The sequence below is a fragment of the Streptomyces lothianensis genome (assembly GCF_047779955.1).
Lineage (GTDB): Bacteria > Actinomycetota > Actinomycetes > Streptomycetales > Streptomycetaceae > Streptomyces.
In genome coordinates, this window is sequence record NZ_JBLMKT010000005.1 from 15,810 (window position 1) to 33,992 (window position 18,183).

Below are 18,183 nucleotides of genomic sequence, written 5' to 3' on the forward strand. Positions count from 1 at the left end.
CGGTGGCCCTTCCTCCAGCTTCGGATCAAAGCGGTCCGGCTCGTAGGGGCCGTCCGGCCCGGAATGGGACCGACCGGCACTGCTGCCGGGTGCGGCCACCGCACCAGAGTGGGACGTACGGACCCTGTTCACCGCACCGAAGGGCGAGCGACATGCAACACCGCACCGTCTTCGAAGTGATGACGCACAACGTGGTGACCGCAGCTCCCGGCACCCCGTTCAAGGAGATCGCGCGCCTGCTCGCCGACCACGACATCTCGGCTGTACCCGTCGTGGACGACGCACGGCGTGTCCTGGGCGTGGTGTCGGAGGCCGATCTGCTGCGGGCCACCGCCGAACTCCCCGATCCGGCGGGCCGCTCGGCGGGAGTCCGGCTGCTGTCCCGGGACAGCGGCCTGCCGGACGGGGAGACGGCCACCGATCTGATGACCGTACCGGCCAGCACGGCCGACGCGGGCTGGGGCCTCGTGGAGACCGCCCGCACCATGCGCCGCAAGGGCGTGAAACGGCTTCCGGTGACCGACGACACCGGACGGCTGGTCGGCATCGTGAGCCGATCCGACCTGCTGCGGCCCTTCCTGCGCAGTGACGACGCCATCCGCGACGAGATCGAACACGACGTCCTCGACCGCACCCTGCGGCTCGCCCCGAACGCCGTCCGGGTGGCCGTGGAGGACGGTGTCGTGACCCTCACCGGCCGCGTCGGCGAACGCGCCGACCTGCCCGTGGTCGAGCGGCTGTGCCGGTCCGTCGACGGAGTGGTCGCCCTGCACGCGTCGATCGAGTACGACTACGACAACCTCGCGCTCGACGTGGAACCTCCCCACTGACGCCCGGCGTTCCCTTGACGCCCGGGCGTTCCCTTGACGCCCGGCGTTCCATGGCACCCCGGGAACGCCCGGTCGGGCGAAGATTGCGGTGCGCTTTGAACAGCGTCCGGAGTATGGCCGTACCAGAGGACAGGATTTCGATCGGGGCCGAGCGCCGGCCCACGCGCCGCGGTCCGGTGGCGCGGGATCATCAAGGGGAGTTCATCGGTATGACCGTTACGCAGGAGCCCAGGGACCTCGTCGAGCCCACCGAACCCGAGGCACCAGGGCGAGGCTGCGGCTGTCCGTCCCGGCGTGCCGTCGTCTCCGCGGCGGGTGCCGCGGGCCTCGCCGTGGCGCTCACGGCCTGCGGGGGCTCCGACAGTGGCGGGGATGGCGGGGCCTACTCCTCGCAGACGGACGGGCCCACGGGCACGACATCCGGGGAACCGACGGATGAGGCGTCCGAGCAGCCGACCGAGAGCGGGGCGGGCGGCGGCGAGGAAATCGCCAGGACCTCGGAGATCCCCGAGGGCGGCGGCGCGGTGTTCAAGGACGAAGGCGTCGTGGTCGTACAGCCGACGGCGGGCGACTTCAAGGCGTACACGTCCACGTGCACCCACCAGGGCTGCACAGTGCGCGATGTCGCGGACGGAACCATCAACTGCCCGTGCCACGGCTCGAAGTTCAGCATCGAGGACGGAAGCGTGAAGGGCGGCCCGGCGCAGCGGCCGCTGCCCGCCAAGGAGATCACGGTGGAGGGCGAGTCCATCAGGCTGGCCTGAGTCCGGAGGCCGGCCTCCTTGGCCGCCTGACGTAGCGGTGGGGGCGGGGCGGCGCCACCCGCTCGCCCTGCCCCGCCCCGCCCGGCCTCAGCGCCTCCAGACGTCGAGGATCTCGTCGGTGGTGGTGACCGTGGAGACCAGGGCGAGGGTGTTACGGATCATCAGCGGCGTGTAGTCGGCGGGCACTCCGGCCACGGCGTCCTGCGGCACCACGACGCGATAGCCGAGGTTGACGGCGTCGAAGACGGTGTTGGGGACGGCCACGTTCGCCGAGACCCCGGTGACGACGAGGGTGCGGCAGCCGAGGTTACGCAGGAGCGGGTCGACATCGGTGCCGGCCGTCGGAGACAGGCCGTGCAGCCGGCGCACGACAAGGTCCTCTTCGGCGACCTCGACGGGCGGGGCGATCCGTACCGCCTCGGTGCCGGATATCTGCCGGACGGGCAGCCGGGCCACGGCCCGGAACAGGCGCGCGTTGTGGCTGGCGCCCCGCCCGTCCGGCCGCCGTTCGGCCACCGCGTGCATGACCTGCACCGAGGCCAGGTGCGCTGCGTGCACGAGACGGGCGATGTTTCCGAGGGCGCCCGATGTACGGGCCTCCTCGGCCAGTTCGGGCAGTGCGCTCTCCTCGCCCACCACCCCCTGCTGGCACTCGCTCGTGAGCAGTACGGTGAAGGCGGGATCGAGCAGTTCGGCGAGCGTTTCCCCGGCCATCCGGTCCTCCTGGCGCATCGTCGGCCGCTGTCCGGCCCGTGGACCGCGCGAAGTGGGCGTGCGGGACCGCGCGAAGTGGGCGTGAGGCTAACCCCCATTGCGTACGGACGGAAGACACCCCATGATTTTCTGACGCATAGTCAGGATCGGGATCGGCTTCGCGGCCGGAGGGGAACACGGATGACCGTCACACAACGCAGGGGCCGGCGCATCATGATGACGCGCGAGGAACTCGACGCCTTCCTCGCCGAGCAGCGCACCTGCCGGGTGGCCACCGTCTCGGCGGACGGCAGCCCGCACGCCAGCACGCTGTGGTTCGCCTGGGACGGCACCTCGCTGTGGCTGTACTCGATCACCCGGAGCAAGCGCTGGGCGGACCTGCGCGGCGACCGGCGCGTCGCCGTGGTGGTGGACGCCGGCGAGGACTACGGGGAGCTGCGCGGCGTAGAGCTGGCCGGGCGGGTGGAGTTCGTCGGCGAATCGCCGCGGGTCGGCGAGGAATGTCCCGAACTCGAGGCGGTCGAGCGGCAGTTCGCTGCCAAGAACTTCGGGATGGACGAGATGCCGCACGACGGTCGGCATGCCTGGGCGCGCCTCACCCCGGACACCATCGCCTCGTGGGACTTCCGCAAGCTGACGCAACTGCGCTGAACCGCCGGTGCAAGGTGCCGCTCCCGGCCACGGGAACCGCTGCCGGCGCCACGTCGCACGCGACGACCGGCTCCGCGACCGCCGCAAGCCTCACTCCCCCGCCGACCGCCCCGCGACCCGCAGCGCGTCGACCGCCGCCCTGATCGAGGGCCGGCGGTCGGCATCGGTGCGCCACACCGCGTACACATGGCGCGCGATCCGCTGCCGCAGCGGCACGACGCGCACGCCCGAGGGTGTCCGCCCGCGCCCGAGCCGCGGAGTGACACAGACCCCGAGACCGGCCTCCACCATGGCGAGCTGGGTCGCGTGCTCCTCGGCCTGGTGACCGATGTGCGGCTCCACACCCTTGGAGCGCAGCGTGTAGAGCAGCCAGTCCTGGCAGAACGCCCCTTCGGGCCAGCAAATCCATTCGTCCTCGGCCAGCTCCTCCAGGTCGAGCTCCTCACGGTCGGCGAATCGGTGCCCCGCCGGGAGCACCACATCGGCCCGGTCGTCGAGGAGGGAGGCCTTGGCAAGCCCTTCGGGCATGGGCAGCGGCTTGTTGTACCAGTCGAGCACGACGGCCACATCGAGGTCGCCGCGCACCAGCGCCCGCACCCCTTCGGCGGGTTCGAGTTCCCGGGAGCGTACGGCGAGACCGGGATGCGCCGTGCGCAGGGCGGTGAAGGCAGCCGGGAACAGGCCGCGCGCCCCGGTCGGGAAGGCGGCGATCCGCAGTTCGCCCACAACCTGCCCGCGGTGCGCCTCCAGGTCCGACTGCGCGTACTCGACCTGCGAGATGATCCGCGCCGCATGCTCGGCGAGCAGCGCGCCGGCATCCGTGAGCCGCACTCCGCGGCCGTTCTTGGCGATCAACTGCTGGCCGACCTCGCGCTCCAGTTTGGTCAGCTGCTGCGAGACGGCGGAGGTGGTCACGTGCAGCCCTGCGGCGGCCCCGCTCACCGAGCCGTGCCGGGCGAGGGCGTCCAGGGTGCGCAGGCGCTCCAGATTCAGCAACATATAAGCGATGCTAAGCCATCACTCACAGGAAATCTCACTTGTGCTACGAGATCGGCTCAGGCCATCGTGGGGGGCATGGCCACCGTCTCCGCAGCCCGCGCACGCACCCCCGACTCACCGCCCCTCCCATCGCCCCCCTCATCACCCCGGCGCCGCCTCGACTGGCGGCTGCGTTTCGCCGTACTGTCCTTGATCTGGGGCTTCAGCTTTCTGCTCATCAAGGTGGGCACGCACGGGTACGCCCCCTTCCAAGTCACCTTCGGGCGCCTCCTCTTCGGCACCCTGGTGCTCGCCGCGGCGCTGCTCGTACAACGGCAGCGACTGCCCCGGGGCCTGCGCACCTGGGGACATCTGGCGGTGGCCGCCTTCTTCCTCAACGCACTGCCGTTCTCGCTCTTCGCCTACTCCGAGCTGACCATCCCGTCCACGCTCGCGGGCATCTGCAATGCGACCTCTCCGCTGTGGGGCATGGCCCTCTCGATGGTGGCACTCTCCGAGGACCGCCCCACCCGCCGCCGCGTCGCGGGCCTCGGGCTCGGATTCCTCGGTGTGCTCACGGTCCTCGGCGCCTGGCAGGGCTTCCAAGGCGTCGACGCCGCCGGTACGGCGATGGCACTCGGGGCCTCGCTGAGCTATCCGATCGGCTGGATCTACGTGCGCCGCACGCTCGCGGGCCGCAGCGAGTCCCATCTCTCGCTCACGGGCGCCCAGCTGCTCCTCGCCACCGTGCAACTTGCCTTCGTCACCCCGTTGTTCACCTCGACGCCGGACAGTTGGCCGCTGCTGCCACTGCTCGCGGTGGTGGCGCTGGGCGCGCTCGGCACCGGGCTCGCCGTATTGCTGCAGTACGGGCTGGTGGCGGAAGTCGGGCCGACCACCGCGCAGATGGTCACCTACTTCATCCCGGTGATCGCCACTGCGGCCGGCGTGGCACTGCTCGGCGAGTCCCTGGCGTGGTCGACCCCGGTGGGGGCGGTGATCGTGCTCGCGGGAGCGGCACTCACCCAGTCGCGCGCCAGGGGCTGATCCCGCCGGACCCGGGACTGATCCCGTCGAACCCAGGGCCTGATCCCGTCGATTCCAGGGGCTGATCCCGTCGATTCCAGGGGCTGACCCCGTCGAGTCCAGAGGCCGATCCCGCCGGAAACCGTCTCCCGGCCCGGCACCGCCTCAGGTCGCACGCGTCCGGCCCTCACGGCCGCGACCTCCCGACACGGCGTATGCGACGGCCTCGGCGAGCGGCTCGATGTCGGCGAGCGTGAGCGGCGACACCGTGATCCGTACGCCGGGGCCCGCGCCGATCCGGAAGCGCGCACCGGGCGCCACGGCCCAGCCGGACTGCAGCAGACGGGTCACCGCGCCGGTCTCGTCCGCCACCGGCACCCACACATTCATCCCGCTGCGCCCGCTCGCCGCGACACCGCGCCGCTCGAGCGCGGTCACCAGGGCGTCACGGCGCCGCGCATACGCGGCGGCCACCTCGGCCGGCACCAACGCGCCGGAGGTCAGCAGCTCGGCCACGGCGCGCTGCATGATCCTGCTCACCCAACCCGGCCCGAGCCGCTGGCGCCCGAGCACCCGGTCCACGGTGAGCGCGTCACCGGTGAGGACGGCGATGCGGAGGTCCGGCCCGTAGGCCTTGGCGAACGAACGGATCAGCACCCAGCTGCCCTCACCCTCCGTCAGGAGGTGCAGCGGCAGGTCGACGATGCCGTGCCCGTGGTCGTCCTCGACGAGCAGCACCGAGGGGTGTGCGGCGAGGATCTCGCGCAGTGTCCGCGCACGGGCGGCGGAGAGCGCGGCGCCCGTCGGGTTCTGGGCCCGGTTCGTGACGAGGACCGCCCGTGCGCCTTCCCGCAACGCCCGCTCGACGGCCTCCGGGCGAGGCCCCTCGTCGTCGACCGCCATGGGGACGGGCCGCATGCCGAGGGCCGGGATCAGGTCGAGCGGCGAACTCCAGCCCGGATCCTCCACCGCGACAGCGTCACCCGGCCGGAGGCGGGCGGTGAGGACCCGTTCGATCGCGTCGAGCGCCCCTGAGGTGACGGCCAAGGGCCCGGCGGGGATCCCGTCCTCGTCGAACGCGGCCCGTACGCAGGCGTCGAGCTCCGGGTCGAGTGCGGCCTCCCCGTACATCACCGGCCGCCGGTCGTTCCGCGCGGCAGCCGCCGTGAACGCCCCGACGAACGAAGGCAGCAGTGCGGGATCGGGATTGCCCAGGGAGACATCCCGTACGCCCGCGGGCACCTCGATACGGATCGCGTCGCGCGCCGTGCTCGCGGGCCTGAAACGCACCCGACTGCCGCGCCGCCCCGCGGTCTCGATGACTCCGCGCTCGCGCAGCGTCCGGTACGCGGACGCAACCGTATTGGGATTGACTCCGAGCTGTTTGGCCAACTCCCGCATGGGCGGCAGCAGTTCACCGGGCTCAAGGTCCCCGCGACCCACCGCTGCCTCGACCCCGGCCGCAATCTCTGCTGCGCGCCGACCTTCGATCCGGTACTCTCCTAGCACAAAATAAATTATGCACTAGAGCAATGGAGAGCGCAATGAGTGCCGCACCGGACCGCACGGAGACGATGCCTTCCGAGGAGACCGCCGCCGGTGGCTCGTACGCACCGACCGACCGCACGGTCCCGACCCGCTCCAAGGAACGTGCGCACTACGACCGGGAATTGGTCCACTCGATACTTGACGAGACCTACCTCTGCCATATGGGCTTCATCCGCGAGGGCGCCCCCGTGGTCCTGCCCACGCTGTACGCGCGGGTCGGCGAGCGCCTCTACGTGCACGGCTCCACGGGCTCGCGCCCGCTGCGGATGGCGGGCAGGCCCGACCCGGAGCTCGCCGTCTGCCTCACAGTGACGCATGTGGACGGCCTGGTGCTGGCCCGCTCGGCCTTCCACCACTCGATCAACTACCGCTCCGTGGTGGTGCACGGCACCGCCCGCCAGGTCACCGAGCCGGACGAGAAGCGGACGGCCCTGGACGCGCTGGTGGACAACGTGGTGCAGGGCAGGTCCTCCGACTCCCGTCCGGCCGACGCCAAGGAACTGGCCGCCACGGCGGTGCTCCGCCTCGACCTCGCCGAGGTCTCTGCAAAGATCCGTGCAGGCGGCCCCAACGACGAGCCCGAGGACATGGACCTGCCCCACTGGACCGGCGTCATTCCCGCGAGCCGCGCATACGGCGCGCCCATCCCCGCCGAGGATCTGGCGCCCGGCATCGAACTGCCCGCGTATCTGCGCGACTTGTGAGGCATACGGGGCCGCCCGCCGCGGCCGAGGGCGGCCCCGTACCGTTCGGCACGGCCCGCCCCCCACGGCCGCGGCCACGGCCTCAGGCGGCCGCCTCCGTACGTGGACTGCTCCCGGTCTCCGCCACCGCGAGCCCCGCCAGCGCGAGCAGCAGGAGCAGCGTGCCGACGACCGTGGCCGTCGTGAGGCGTTCACCGAAGGCGAGCACCGCGAGGGCCGCCGCACTGACCGGTTCGAGCAGCATGATCACGGAGACGGTGGCCGAGCGGACGGCCGCCGCGCCCGCGAAGTACAGGGCGTAGGCCAGCGCGGTCGGCACGGCCGCCACGTACAGCATCAGGAACAGGATCCGCAGGACCTGATCCGTGTGCGGCAGCAGCCCCTCGGCCGCGGCGAGCGGCAGCAGACAGGCCGCGGCGACGCCGAACGTCCACACCGTGGTGGTGTACGTGTCCGCGCCGGAGCCGTCGCGCCCCCACCAGCGGGTCAGCAGGGTCATGACGGCGTATCCGGCGGCGGAGACGACCGCGAGAAACACGCCCACGGGCCTGACCTCGCCCGGACCGCCGCCTTCCTCGCCGAGGACCAGCACGACCAGGCCGGCGAGCGCCCCCATGACGGCAAGTGCGCCGCCGAAGCCGAGGTGTTCACCGAGCAGCAGCCGCGCCCCGAGGGCGATCAGCACGGGCCCCGCGCCCAGCGTGACGACGGTGCCCACGGCGAGGCCGGTGGCCGAGACGGCGGCGAAGTACGCGGTTTGGAACAGGGCGAGCGCCACACCGAGGGCGATCACGCGGGCGGGCCGCGCCTTCGTACGCATCCGCGCACGCACCCTGCCGCGCCGCCGCAGCCACCCGGCCGCGAGCAGCAGGACGAGCCCGCCCGCGCAGCGCCAGAACGACAGCGCGACGGGCCGCAGCTCACTGCCCTGGAAAACCAGGAGCGCCGCGGCTCCCGCGGTGCCCCAGGCAACCCCGGCGACGATCAGATAGATCAGGCCGCGCCCGACGGACAGCGCCGGGGACGGTCCAGGGGCCATGACGGCGGCCGGAGAGGAAGCGGCTGCAGCAGAGGATGAGGAACATGAGGAAACAGCGTTCGGCACGAGACTCTCCGCGAAGGACAGACGAAAGGGACTGTCGTCTGCGGGCAGCCTTCAGCGACTCGGGGACTCCCCGAGGAGCTGTCATGATCGGTCCGGCCGCCCGCGCCTAGGCGGCGGGAGGGGGCAGGACAAGAGCCCGTGCGTGCATGATCGGCAGACTATGCGACGGTACGAGTCGGGGACAACGCCGTCTCGTCCTGCGGACCACCGCTCGCGACCGGCTCGGGCGCGGCCTTCACCGGTGTAGCGGACTGGGCGATGACGGCACCGGCCAGGACGACCGCACCGCCGATGATCTGCGGCGCGGACAGGTGCTCACCGAGCATGAACCACGCGAGCACGGTGGCGACGACCGCCTCCAGGCAGGAGACGACGCTGGCGACCTGCGGCGAAAGGCGCCGCACGGCGAGCACCCCCGTGCCGTACGCGAGCACCGTGGCGAGCAGCACGATCCAGCCGAGCAGCAGAAGCCCGTGCACGGAGGAGCCGTCCATGTCGACGGACCGCGTGAGCACCGACCACTCCATGGACCAGGGCCGCGCGATCACGGTGATCACCGCGGCACCGATGAGCAGACCGAAGGCGATGACGCCGAGCGGATCGGGGGCCTCTTCGCCCGAGTCGCTGCCGTGGTCGCCGAGGATGAAGTACCCGGCCTGGCAGACCGCGGCGCCGAGGCCGAGCAGGACGCCGAGTGGATCGAAGCCGAGCCCGGACCAGACCTCGACCACACAGGCGAGCCCGCCCACGGCGAGCACCACGCCGACGGCCGCGGCCCGCGTGACATGCCGGCGCTGCACGAAGCGGATCCACAGGAGCACGAGCGCCGGACCCAGGTACTCGATCAGCAGGGCCACGCCCACCGGGATACGGGAGATCGCCGCGAAGTAGCAGGCCTGCACGCCCGCGACGGCGAACAGACCGAACCCGGCGAGCAGCGCGGGCCTGCGCAGCAGCAGATCCCGATGGCGCCAGGCCACCGGCAGCATCACGAGCGCCGCGCCGGCCACCCGCAGCCAGACGACGTGCAGCGGGTCGAGCCCGGCCACGATCAGCGGCTTCGCCGCGACACCGGAGCCGCCGAAGGCCAGCGCCGACACCAGCGCGAGCGTCAGGCTGATGCTGCGGCCCCGGCTCGGTTGATTCCCCTTGGACGTAGACACGCGCACATGATGACAGGAGAGGTCATGAGCGTCACCACCGATACCCCTGACATCTCGGTGAGCGAGACAGACCCCGGCGAAGCGCGTACCGTCCACCAACGGACAGTCGGCCGCACGTCGGGCGGACGGCGGACAGCAGACAGCACGCCGGCGGACGGCGGACGACACACCGGGTGGAAGGCACCGGAGCGAGCAGCGCCGTCGCACATCCGGGGGCGCGCGCAACTCCGACGCACTCCCCCTGCGCAACCATGAACCGCCCACGCACGTCTCTCTGATCCACCGCACCACCAGCCGAACCACCGGAAGGAGCCGCCATGCCCCGAGCCGCCCGCCCGCCCGTACGGCTGCTGCGCGAATCCCCGCCGCTGGAATGCGGCTGCTGGCTGGTGGCGCTGCCCGCGGCGGACGGCAAGCAGTACGTGTACCGGGTGTACGCACCCGAGGACGCGCTGCCGGGGGATCTGTTCTGGGAGGCCTGGCACTGCCACGACGAGGGCCCGCACCCGCGCGCGTACGACCTCTTCGACGCAGCGGTGATCCGCAGAATCGGACACCGAGGCTTTTCTGACGAGCCGTCAGTCTTGTAACTTCCGGACGGCGAGGCTACGTTCCGCGGCACCGCCGCTGCGCCCTAACCGCCGCAGCGCCATACGAGAAGGGGTGGTCGCATGGCCGAAGTCAGCGCGGAAGCACGCATCGACGCTCCCGCCGAGAAGGTCTGGGAGAAGCTCACCGACTTCTCCGTGTTCGGCGAGTGGAGCACGACGCACACCGGATTCCCCAAGGGGGCGCCCGAATCGCTCAGCCAGGGCGATACATTCGAGGAGAGCATGAAGCTCATGGGCTTCCCCGCGGACGCGGTCTGGACCGTCGAGTCCCTGGAGGCGGGCCGCTCGTTCACCATCCGCGGCAAGGGCCCGATGGGGGTGAACCTCAAGCAGGCATACACCCTGACTCCCGACGGCGGCGCCACGGTGATGCGGATCGACGGCGAATTCACCGGCGCGGCCGTGACGCTGATGGCGGGCAAGCTGAAGGACTCGGCCACGGCGGCGCTCAACGAGTCACTGCGCAAGCTGAGCGCACTGATCGTCTGAGGCCGCACGACCCTCCTGCCCGTCGACACGCCGACGCCCCCGCGCGGATCCGCGCGGGGGCGTCGGCCTGGACCGGCAATCCGGGAATCCGGAGATCCGGGAATCCGGGGATCAGTCCTCGTCGGCCAGGATCAGATAGAGCTTCTTGCGAGCCTCGTTGACGACCGCGAGCGCCTTCTCGCGCTGCTCGGCCGAGCCCGTCTTCCAGACCTGACCGAACGCCTCCATCAGACCGAATCCGGCCTGCCGGATCTCGTTGACCGTCTCCCAGTCGATGCCGCGGCCTGCATCCTCCCAGGGAGCATCAGGACCCTCGTCGGCGGCGGCACGCCCGTCCGCGGTGAGCGAGAACAGCTTCTTGCCGCCCTCGGTCTCACTGGCGATCAGGCCCTCGTCCTCCAGGAGCTGCAGGGTCGGGTAGACCGATCCCGGGCTGGGCTTCCACGCCCCTCCGCTGCGCTCGGCGATCTCCTGGATCATCTCGTAACCGTGCATCGGACGGTCCTTCAGGAGCGCCAGGATCGAGGCACGCACATCGCCGCGCCGCGCCCGCCCGCGGCCACCGCCGCGCCCGCGCCCGCCCCAGGGGCCGGGTCCGCCGAAGCCGCGCGGGTCGAAGCCGCCGGGCCCGAAGGGGCCGAAGGCGCGCCGCTCGCGGCCACAGTCGTGTCCGTGCCCGTGTCCGTGTCCATGTGTGTGGGGTCGCATAGCAATCACTTCTTCCGTGGTGTGGATCTCGTCGGAGTTGGCTCGCTCCTCGCTCGGGGCGCCATATGCCGTACGCCGGGCCGCGATTGCCGCGGGCCGGTTGCCGGACATCGGACGTCGGCTGCCGAATATCCGTATGCGCTGACGGGAGCGCTCGCGATCTTTCATGAACCATCGCGATGCTTCGACGATATATCGCTACCGATCGGATGACAAGCCCCTCCCCGGATTCCGGTCCACACCGACCGAATTGGCCTTGGCTCCACGATCCACCGGCGCCCTACGGTCTCCGTATGCGGATCCAAATCGTCGACGCCTTCACCGACCGCCCCTTCGCCGGCAACCCCGCGGGAGTCCTCCTCCTGGACGCGTTCCCCGAGGACGGCCGGATGCAGGAGATCGCCCTCGAGGTCAACCATGCCGAGACGGCCTTCGCCCACCCGCTGCACGGGAGCACCGAGGCCGACTGGGCGCTGCGCTGGTTCACCCCGGCGGCCGAGGTCCGGATGTGCGGGCATGCCACGCTCGCGACGGCCCACGTGCTGCACTCCACCGGGCGCGCCCGCGGCACGGTCCGCTTCGCGACGCGCAGCGGCGTCCTCACCGCCGCCACACACCCGGACGGTTCACTCACGCTCGACTTCCCGACGGCCCCGCTCACCCCGGTGGAGATCCCCGCGGGGGTCGAGGAGGCGCTCGGTGCGAAGGTCCTGTCCGCGTACGACACCGGGCGCGATGTCGGCGATCTCCTGGTCGAACTCGCCGACGAACACACCGTACGGAGCCTCACCCCGGACGTAGCCGCACTCGCGCAGCACTCCGAGCGCGGCATCATCGCCACCGCCGCGGCCGAGGCCCCCGCCGCGGGCCAGGACTTCGTCTCGCGCTGCTTCTTCCCGAACGTGGGCATCGACGAGGACCCGGTGACCGGCAGCGCGCACACCGCGCTGGCACCGTTCTGGTGCGCGCGCCTGGGGCGTGACCGGCTGACCGGCCTGCAGGCCTCCCGGCGCTCCGGGCGGGTGCGGGTCGCACTCAGCGGCGGGCGCACGCTCCTGACGGGCCGCGCCGTCACCGTCATCGACGGCGAGCTGCTCGCCTGACGGCGATCCCCTGCTCAGGCGGTGGGCAGCCAGCCCACCTTCCCCGCAAGCAGCGCGTACCCGACGAACGCTCCGATGTCGAGCAGGGTGTGGGCCACCACGAGCGGCCCCACCCGGCCCCAACGCCGGTAGAGCAGCACGAAGACGACGCCCATCACCATGTTGCCGATGAACCCGCCGACCCCCTGGTACAGGTGGTACGAGCCGCGCAGCACCGAACTCGCGGCGAGCGAGCCCATCGGCGAGAACCCCAACTGGTCGAGCCTGCGCAGCAGATACCCGACCACGATCACTTCCTCGAGGACCGAGTTCTGTGCCGCGGACAGGATGAGGACGGGGAACTTCCACCACACGTCGGGCAGCGCCTCGGGCACCACGGTGAGGTTGAAGCCGAGCCCCCGAGCGAGGAGATAGAAGGCGATTCCGGTCGACCCGATCCCCGCCGCGATCAGCGTGCCGCGGGTCAGATCGAAGCCCGGACGCCTCAGATCGAAGCCGATCGAGCGGACGCCGGCACCTTCCCGCAGCAGCAGATGGATCACGAGGGCCACGGGGACCAGAGCCGTACAGATGCCGAAAAGCTGCCAGGCCAGATCAAGCCATGGCCGTCCGGGCGCCGCGGAGGCGTTGAGGGTGGCGGCCTGGTCCTTGAGACCGCCCGGCCTGGTGACCGATCCGATGAAGCTGATCAGCGCGGAGACTCCGCTCGCGCCGAGCGAGAGGGCGAGCACGAGGAGTGTCTCGTCCCGGAGAATCCTCCGCGAAAGCCGCTCATCGGGAAAAGATCCGGCCACCAACCCTGCCTCCACGTGCACACCTGTCTTAGTTGACCAATCACGCCCCGTACACATGCTCGTACCACTAGGGTCTCGAATGCAGGTACGAAGACCGTGCGCGACAGGCCTAGGGGGACGGTACGCCACGCACCTGTGTCGGCCGTTCGTACCCCCGCGCGTCGTGCAGCCGTACGAGATGGGGGCACCACCGTCATGGGACGTCACAACATGCCGGATCGCAGAGGGCGTGCGGATACGGCGGGGCCGCAGCGCCGCGGGCCGCGCCGCCGCATGATCGCGATCGCGACCGTCCTGGTCCTCGGTGTCGCCGGCTCGACCGCCTACGTCGTGGGCGGTGAGTGGCTGCCCTTCGCACAGAACTGCGCGGACGACGCCGTACAGGTGGATGTCATCGCCAGCCCCGACATCGCCCCCGCCCTGACCGCGACGGCGGCGTACGCACGGGAGAACGACATCATCTCCGACGGCCGCTGCATGGACGTCCGGGTGACCGCCCGCGATTCCTCCAAGTTCGCCGAGTCCCTGCAGGCCGACGGCGATGCGGGCTCGTACGAGGTGTGGGTGCCGGATTCGGACCTGTGGATCGAGCGGGTGCAGCAGCTCGGCGAGGAGCGTCTGCTCACCCCCACCGGCAACATCGCCACCACTCCCGTCACGATCGGCATGGTGCCGGCCGCCGCCGAGCGGCTCGGCTGGCCCGACAAGACCCTGACCTGGGCCGAGTTGGCGGGCGCCGCGACCGAGGGCGACCAGCTGCGGCTCGGCGCCGCCGACCCGGCGCGCAGTGCCACGGGCCTGCTCGCGCTCGCCAAGATGAACGCATCGGCGACGGAGGCGGGCGGCGACGACGCGGACGCCAGAATCGCCGCGATGGCGAAGATCCTCGCCCAGCGCACCTCACCCAGCGACGCCCAGGCCCTCGACACCCTCGCCCGCGACGGCTCCGGCACGGAGCAGGGCAATCCCAGACGCAATCAGGCACTCGTCGTCTCCGAGCAGGCGGCGTTCCGGCACAACGCCTCCGCCGCGCAGGCGGGCCGCCTCGACCTCTTCTATCCGAAGGACGGCACGCCGGACCTCGACTATCCGTACGCGCTGCTCGACGAGCTGGGGCAGAGCACCGACGAGAGCCGGGCCGCCCTGCGGTTCATGACACTGCTCGGCGAGGAGGCGGGCGAGCGGATCCTCGCCGAGCACGGCTTCCGCACCGGTCGCGGCGGGCCCTCCGAAAACCTGGTGGAGGCGGCTGGCGGCAACAAGGCGCAGCCGGTGGTCAACACCTCGGCCAAGGAGCTCACCGCCAAGCAGGTGCAGCAGACGCTCGGCGTCTGGACGATCACCGTGCAGAGCGCGCGGATCTCCGTGGTCGTGGACGTGTCGGGTTCGATGGCCGAGCTTGTGCCGGGCCGTGGTGCGCCCCGGATGGACGTCACCAAGGCTTCGCTCTCCGCGGCCCTGGACACCTTCACGAACGATGACGAGTTCGGTCTGTGGGAGTTCTCCACGCTGCTCGACGGCAAGAAGGACTACCGCGAACTCGTGCCCACCGACCGCCTCGGCAAGAGCGGCCAGGGCGGCGCCACGCAGCGCGAGCGGCTGCGGGCGGCCTTCGCGAAGCTCCAGCCGGTGCCGGACGGCGCGACGGGTCTCTACGACACGACGCTCGCCGCGTTCAAGCAGGCGCAGAAGACCCACGTCGCCGGCAAGTTCAACACGGTGGTGGTCGTCACCGACGGCGAGAACCAGGACCCGGACTCGATCACCCGGAGCTCCCTGGTCGCCCAGCTGGAGCGGCTCAACGATCCGAAGCGGCCGCTGCCGATCATCGCCGTCGCGATCGGCCCCGGGGGCGACCAGAAGGAGCTCGACCGGATCGCGAAGGTCACCGGCGGTTCCGGCCACCAGGTCGACGATCCGGCGCAGATCCCGCAGGTGATCCTCAAGGCCATCACCGAGGCGGCCGAGGCCGCGGTGAGCTGACGCCCCGCGCCCACCCGGACCGTACCGCGAGCAGGCGGAACGCAACCCCCACGGCGGGCGGGCCGGTGACGCACTCCCCACGGCGGGCGAGCCGGACGCACCCCGGCCCGCCGCCCGCATCACCCGGGCGCCACCACGGAGTCCGGCAGCGCACCGACCGGCCAGCTGTGCACCGGATCGCCCTCTCGCATCAGCTCGCAGTAGCGCCGCGTCATCGCCGCAAGGGCGGCCTCCCGCCCGAGGCCGTCCTCCAGCGCCCGGTGGTACGTGGCCACCTGCCAGGACGCCCCGTTCATGCGCCGCCTGCACCGCCCCTCAATGACACCGAGAAAGTGATCGCGGTCCACGGAGGCCACTCCCCACGCATCCAGCCCCGCCGCCGCCAGCGGCAGCAGCTCATTGCGTACGAGGTCGACGGCCGGCATCCGGTTCAGGCCGCCGAAGCGCCCGGCGCGCGGCCAGTCGAACTCGGCCTCGATGCCGTAGCGGCAGGCGGCGTCGAAGTTCGCGGCGGCCGCCTCGAACGGCAGCCGCGACCACACGGGCCGTGAGTCCTCGGCGAGTGCGCGGACCAGGCCGTAGTAGAAGGCCACATTGGCGATGACGTCGGTGACGGTCGGACCGGCCGGGAGCACCCGGTTCTCCACCCGCAGATGCGGTACACCGTCGGCGATGCCGTAGACCGGACGGTTCCAGCGGTACACCGTTCCGTTGTGCAGGACGAGCTCGGACAGGGAAGGCACCCCGCCCTCCTCGATCACCCGCAGCGGCTCCTCGTCGTCGCACAGCGGCAGGAGCGCGGGGAAATAGCGCAGGTTCTCCTCGAAAAGGTCGTAGGGCTTGGTGATCCACCGCTCCCCGAACCAGGTACGCGGCCGCACCCCCTGCGCCTGCAGCTCGGGCGGGCGGGTGTCGGTGGCCTGCAGGAACAGCGGCGGCCGCGACTCCCGCCAGAGCTCGCGGCCGAACAGGAAGGGCGCGTTGGCGCCCACGGCTATCTGTGCGGCGGCCACGGCCTGCGCCGCGTTCCACACATCGGCGAAACGGCCCGGGGTGACCTGCAGATGCAGTTGCACGGAGGTGCAGGCCGCTTCGGGGGCGATGGAGGCCGAGGTGCAGGTGAGGTGTTCGACGCCCTCGATGTCGAGGTGGAAGTCCTCGCCACGGGCGGCGACCATCTGGTCGTTGAGCAGCACATAGCGGTCGACGGCGGAGAGATTCGAGGACACCAGGTCGTCCTGCTGCAGCGTCGGGAGAATTCCGATCATGACGATCCCGGCGTCGACCTCGTTGGCTTTGCGGTGCGCGTAGTTGAGGCCGGTGCGCAGTTCTTCGGCGAGCTGGTCGAGAACTCGGCCGCCCAGCGCGTGCGGGGCGATGTTCACTTCAAGATTGAACATACCGAGTTCGGTCTGGAAATCCTGGCTCGCGATCCGCTCCAGGACTTCCGCATTCATCATTCTCGGCAAGCCGTCGGGCCCCGCGAGATTCAGCTCTATCTCCAGCCCCATCAGATTGCGGGGCCGGTCGAACCGCTTCTCGTCGAGCAGTCGCGCGAGGCCGGCGAGGCACTGCTGCAGCTTCCTGCGGTAGCGCTGTCGGTCATGCAGGTCGAACGCGCCCGCCGCGACCTTCTCCCCCATCGAAGCTTCCCCCTCCTCGATCGGGCAGTCCACGGCCACTGTGTCTCCGGGGATGATGCCCAGTCAATGTGATCGATAACGCCCCGCATCTGCCCACCCCGCTGTATCCTCAATCACATTGACATGCGGCACATTCACCAGGCATGAGGCAGCGCGCAGTTGCAGCGTCGGTGCCACTGGTGGATAAAGCCGACGGGAATCGGCCGACCGCCCGCAAGAAGTTCGGCGAGGTCAGAGCCGCGCGCCCCCGGAGAATCGGGAGAATTACCGCGGCAAGGCGACCGAATACAGCCTTGCCGGAAATACGCGCGACCGCTAGCGGAAACCCGGCGAGAACAAGCCTCGTATAAACTTCGCCGACGAGGCAGAGAGTTGGCGCTCGCGGACCGGCATCGAGGCCGTCCCCCGCCCCTCCGGCCCCGCGAGCTGACAGCGCCGTCCGCACCCCCCGCGCCACCAGCCTGTCCACTGAGAGGCGACCCACCATGCCGCTGCATGTCCCTCCGGCTCCCGCGCCGGCCCTGCGCAGCGTCCTCACGGCACTCGGTTCCCCCACCGCAGTACGCGAGGCGCGCACTCCGTCCCTGCGCAATGCCCAGGGACCCATCACCCCCGAACTCCCGCTGCCCGTCCACGTCCTGAAACAGGAAGGGACCGTACGCACCCGGCTCACCGGCTGGCGTTTCCTGCTGCGCAGCGGGAACCGGACCGTGGCGGCCTGCGACACGATGCTCACCGCCGACGGCTGGACCTTCGCCCACTTCTTCGAAGGCCCGTACATCGCCGCCACCGAACGCGCCCTGAGCCAGGCGGAGTCACTCCGGCCGGACTGCCAGCCGCGGCTGCTCTCGGTGCCCGAGCTGTACATGCTGACGCTGTGGCTGCACGAGGACTGCACCTCCGACGGCACGGACGGCCCTCTCGAAGCCACCGACATCCTGGTGCCGCTGGCCCCCGCACCACCGGGCATCGCCGCCCACCGCCCGCACCTCGCGGCGGATCTGCTGCCGGTCCTGAGCCACCGGCTGGCCCCGGCGCCACTGCTCGGCCAGGCGCGCTGACGCTGAGCCGACCCCGCCCCCGGTGCCCCGCGCTCCACCAGATCGCGGGGCACGCTCATGCCTGCCATCAACACCGCCCGAGCGGACTAGCCCCTTCTGGCCACACCTAACCACCCGAAGGGACCGGCGAGTTGAGCTGAACCCTCCGCAAGGGTGACGCGTCCCTTCCTGGTGAGGAGCGCTACCGCGAAATCCCTGCGGAATGGATGCCGTGGGGCAACACTGGTTCCGGACCAACCACACGGGGGCGGCCATGAACACCGCAGCACAGCGATCCGCAGGACACCGATCCACCAGCGGAACACCCA

General features: G+C 71.0%; 18 protein-coding genes. 10 read left to right on the forward strand and 8 right to left on the reverse strand.

Annotated features, from left to right (window positions below):
* Window positions 1–152 precede the first annotated feature (152 nt).
* On the forward strand, window positions 153–830 hold the full coding sequence (locus tag ACLF6P_RS00220; protein WP_415947184.1) for a CBS domain-containing protein: 678 nt from the start codon (window positions 153–155) through the stop codon (window positions 828–830).
* A gap of 209 nt (window positions 831–1,039) precedes the next feature.
* Entirely contained in the window at window positions 1,040–1,594 is a 555-nt protein-coding gene (locus tag ACLF6P_RS00225; RefSeq protein ID WP_415947186.1) for a Rieske (2Fe-2S) protein, read from the forward strand.
* 87 nt (window positions 1,595–1,681) lie between these two features.
* On the opposite strand, the gene ACLF6P_RS00230 is transcribed toward ACLF6P_RS00225, so the two are convergent.
* A complete protein-coding gene (locus ACLF6P_RS00230) occupies window positions 1,682–2,308 on the reverse strand; it encodes a cysteine hydrolase family protein (RefSeq protein WP_415947187.1) in 627 nt (208 codons plus the stop codon).
* A gap of 180 nt (window positions 2,309–2,488) precedes the next feature.
* Here ACLF6P_RS00230 and ACLF6P_RS00235 point away from each other — a divergent pair, with 180 nt between their 5' ends.
* Window positions 2,489–2,959, forward strand: coding sequence for a pyridoxamine 5'-phosphate oxidase family protein (locus ACLF6P_RS00235; protein WP_415947188.1), 471 nt, complete (start codon window positions 2,489–2,491; stop codon window positions 2,957–2,959).
* A gap of 90 nt (window positions 2,960–3,049) precedes the next feature.
* Here ACLF6P_RS00235 and ACLF6P_RS00240 read toward each other — a convergent pair whose 3' ends face one another.
* Entirely contained in the window at window positions 3,050–3,955 is a 906-nt protein-coding gene (locus ACLF6P_RS00240) for a LysR family transcriptional regulator (RefSeq protein WP_415947228.1), read from the reverse strand.
* Between the two features lie 78 nt (window positions 3,956–4,033).
* On the opposite strand from ACLF6P_RS00240, the gene ACLF6P_RS00245 reads away from it, so the two are divergent.
* Complete coding sequence (locus ACLF6P_RS00245; RefSeq protein ID WP_415947190.1) at window positions 4,034–4,984, forward strand: DMT family transporter; 951 nt, start codon at window positions 4,034–4,036, stop codon at window positions 4,982–4,984.
* A 144-nt stretch (window positions 4,985–5,128) separates the two neighbouring features.
* Here ACLF6P_RS00245 and ACLF6P_RS00250 read toward each other — a convergent pair whose 3' ends face one another.
* The gene (locus ACLF6P_RS00250) at window positions 5,129–6,472 is read right to left on the reverse strand and encodes an aminotransferase class I/II-fold pyridoxal phosphate-dependent enzyme (RefSeq protein WP_415947192.1); all 1,344 of its coding nucleotides are present in this window, start codon (window positions 6,470–6,472) and stop codon (window positions 5,129–5,131) included.
* A 65-nt stretch (window positions 6,473–6,537) separates the two neighbouring features.
* Here ACLF6P_RS00250 and ACLF6P_RS00255 point away from each other — a divergent pair, with 65 nt between their 5' ends.
* A complete protein-coding gene (locus ACLF6P_RS00255; protein WP_415947229.1) occupies window positions 6,538–7,215 on the forward strand; it encodes a pyridoxamine 5'-phosphate oxidase family protein in 678 nt (225 codons plus the stop codon).
* An 82-nt stretch (window positions 7,216–7,297) separates the two neighbouring features.
* On the opposite strand, the gene ACLF6P_RS00260 is transcribed toward ACLF6P_RS00255, so the two are convergent.
* Together ACLF6P_RS00260 and ACLF6P_RS00265 are read right to left on the reverse strand one after the other, a co-directional pair.
* Entirely contained in the window at window positions 7,298–8,254 is a 957-nt protein-coding gene (locus ACLF6P_RS00260) for a DMT family transporter (protein WP_415947194.1), read from the reverse strand.
* 224 nt (window positions 8,255–8,478) lie between these two features.
* Window positions 8,479–9,489, reverse strand: a complete 1,011-nt coding sequence (locus ACLF6P_RS00265) for an EamA family transporter (RefSeq protein ID WP_415947196.1) — start codon at window positions 9,487–9,489, stop codon at window positions 8,479–8,481.
* Between the two features lie 383 nt (window positions 9,490–9,872).
* On the opposite strand from ACLF6P_RS00265, the gene ACLF6P_RS00270 reads away from it, so the two are divergent.
* Both ACLF6P_RS00270 and ACLF6P_RS00275 read left to right on the forward strand, forming a co-directional pair.
* Window positions 9,873–10,073 (forward strand): hypothetical protein, encoded by a 201-nt coding sequence (locus ACLF6P_RS00270; protein WP_415947230.1) that lies wholly within the window; start codon window positions 9,873–9,875, stop codon window positions 10,071–10,073.
* 81 nt (window positions 10,074–10,154) lie between these two features.
* A complete protein-coding gene (locus ACLF6P_RS00275) occupies window positions 10,155–10,583 on the forward strand; it encodes a type II toxin-antitoxin system Rv0910 family toxin (protein WP_415947198.1) in 429 nt (142 codons plus the stop codon).
* Between the two features lie 111 nt (window positions 10,584–10,694).
* Here ACLF6P_RS00275 and ACLF6P_RS00280 read toward each other — a convergent pair whose 3' ends face one another.
* Window positions 10,695–11,291 (reverse strand): PadR family transcriptional regulator, encoded by a 597-nt coding sequence (locus tag ACLF6P_RS00280; RefSeq protein ID WP_415947199.1) that lies wholly within the window; start codon window positions 11,289–11,291, stop codon window positions 10,695–10,697.
* Between the two features lie 293 nt (window positions 11,292–11,584).
* On the opposite strand from ACLF6P_RS00280, the gene ACLF6P_RS00285 reads away from it, so the two are divergent.
* Window positions 11,585–12,394: a PhzF family phenazine biosynthesis protein gene (locus ACLF6P_RS00285; protein ID WP_415947201.1), complete on the forward strand. Its 810-nt coding sequence runs from the start codon at window positions 11,585–11,587 to the stop codon at window positions 12,392–12,394.
* Window positions 12,395–12,408: 14 nt separating this feature from the next.
* Here ACLF6P_RS00285 and ACLF6P_RS00290 read toward each other — a convergent pair whose 3' ends face one another.
* Window positions 12,409–13,209: a CPBP family intramembrane glutamic endopeptidase gene (locus ACLF6P_RS00290; protein ID WP_415947203.1), complete on the reverse strand. Its 801-nt coding sequence runs from the start codon at window positions 13,207–13,209 to the stop codon at window positions 12,409–12,411.
* 189 nt (window positions 13,210–13,398) lie between these two features.
* Here ACLF6P_RS00290 and ACLF6P_RS00295 point away from each other — a divergent pair, with 189 nt between their 5' ends.
* A complete protein-coding gene (locus tag ACLF6P_RS00295; RefSeq protein ID WP_415947205.1) occupies window positions 13,399–15,171 on the forward strand; it encodes a substrate-binding and VWA domain-containing protein in 1,773 nt (590 codons plus the stop codon).
* Window positions 15,172–15,290: 119 nt separating this feature from the next.
* Here ACLF6P_RS00295 and ACLF6P_RS00300 read toward each other — a convergent pair whose 3' ends face one another.
* Entirely contained in the window at window positions 15,291–16,814 is a 1,524-nt protein-coding gene (locus ACLF6P_RS00300; protein ID WP_415947207.1) for a glutamate--cysteine ligase, read from the reverse strand.
* A 485-nt stretch (window positions 16,815–17,299) separates the two neighbouring features.
* Between ACLF6P_RS00300 and ACLF6P_RS00305 the strand changes: the two genes are divergently transcribed.
* Window positions 17,300–17,875, forward strand: coding sequence for a hypothetical protein (locus ACLF6P_RS00305; protein ID WP_415947209.1), 576 nt, complete (start codon window positions 17,300–17,302; stop codon window positions 17,873–17,875).
* The last annotated feature ends 308 nt before the right edge of the window (window positions 17,876–18,183 follow it).

Bases quoted from the DNA above. Each gene is read 5' to 3' on its own strand.
- ACLF6P_RS00220 (WP_415947184.1), top strand. From the start codon at position 153: ATGCAACACCGCACCGTCTTCGAAGTGATGACGCACAACGTGGTGACC.
- ACLF6P_RS00225 (WP_415947186.1), top strand. From the start codon at position 1,040: ATGACCGTTACGCAGGAGCCCAGGGACCTCGTCGAGCCCACCGAACCC.
- ACLF6P_RS00230 (WP_415947187.1), bottom strand. From the start codon at position 2,308: ATGGCCGGGGAAACGCTCGCCGAACTGCTCGATCCCGCCTTCACCGTA.
- ACLF6P_RS00235 (WP_415947188.1), top strand. From the start codon at position 2,489: ATGACCGTCACACAACGCAGGGGCCGGCGCATCATGATGACGCGCGAG.
- ACLF6P_RS00245 (WP_415947190.1), top strand. From the start codon at position 4,034: ATGGCCACCGTCTCCGCAGCCCGCGCACGCACCCCCGACTCACCGCCC.
- ACLF6P_RS00255 (WP_415947229.1), top strand. From the start codon at position 6,538: ATGCCTTCCGAGGAGACCGCCGCCGGTGGCTCGTACGCACCGACCGAC.
- ACLF6P_RS00260 (WP_415947194.1), bottom strand. From the start codon at position 8,254: ATGGCCCCTGGACCGTCCCCGGCGCTGTCCGTCGGGCGCGGCCTGATC.
- ACLF6P_RS00275 (WP_415947198.1), top strand. From the start codon at position 10,155: ATGGCCGAAGTCAGCGCGGAAGCACGCATCGACGCTCCCGCCGAGAAG.
- ACLF6P_RS00280 (WP_415947199.1), bottom strand. From the start codon at position 11,291: ATGCGACCCCACACACATGGACACGGACACGGGCACGGACACGACTGT.
- ACLF6P_RS00285 (WP_415947201.1), top strand. From the start codon at position 11,585: ATGCGGATCCAAATCGTCGACGCCTTCACCGACCGCCCCTTCGCCGGC.
- ACLF6P_RS00295 (WP_415947205.1), top strand. From the start codon at position 13,399: ATGCCGGATCGCAGAGGGCGTGCGGATACGGCGGGGCCGCAGCGCCGC.
- ACLF6P_RS00300 (WP_415947207.1), bottom strand. From the start codon at position 16,814: ATGGGGGAGAAGGTCGCGGCGGGCGCGTTCGACCTGCATGACCGACAG.
- ACLF6P_RS00305 (WP_415947209.1), top strand. From the start codon at position 17,300: ATGCCGCTGCATGTCCCTCCGGCTCCCGCGCCGGCCCTGCGCAGCGTC.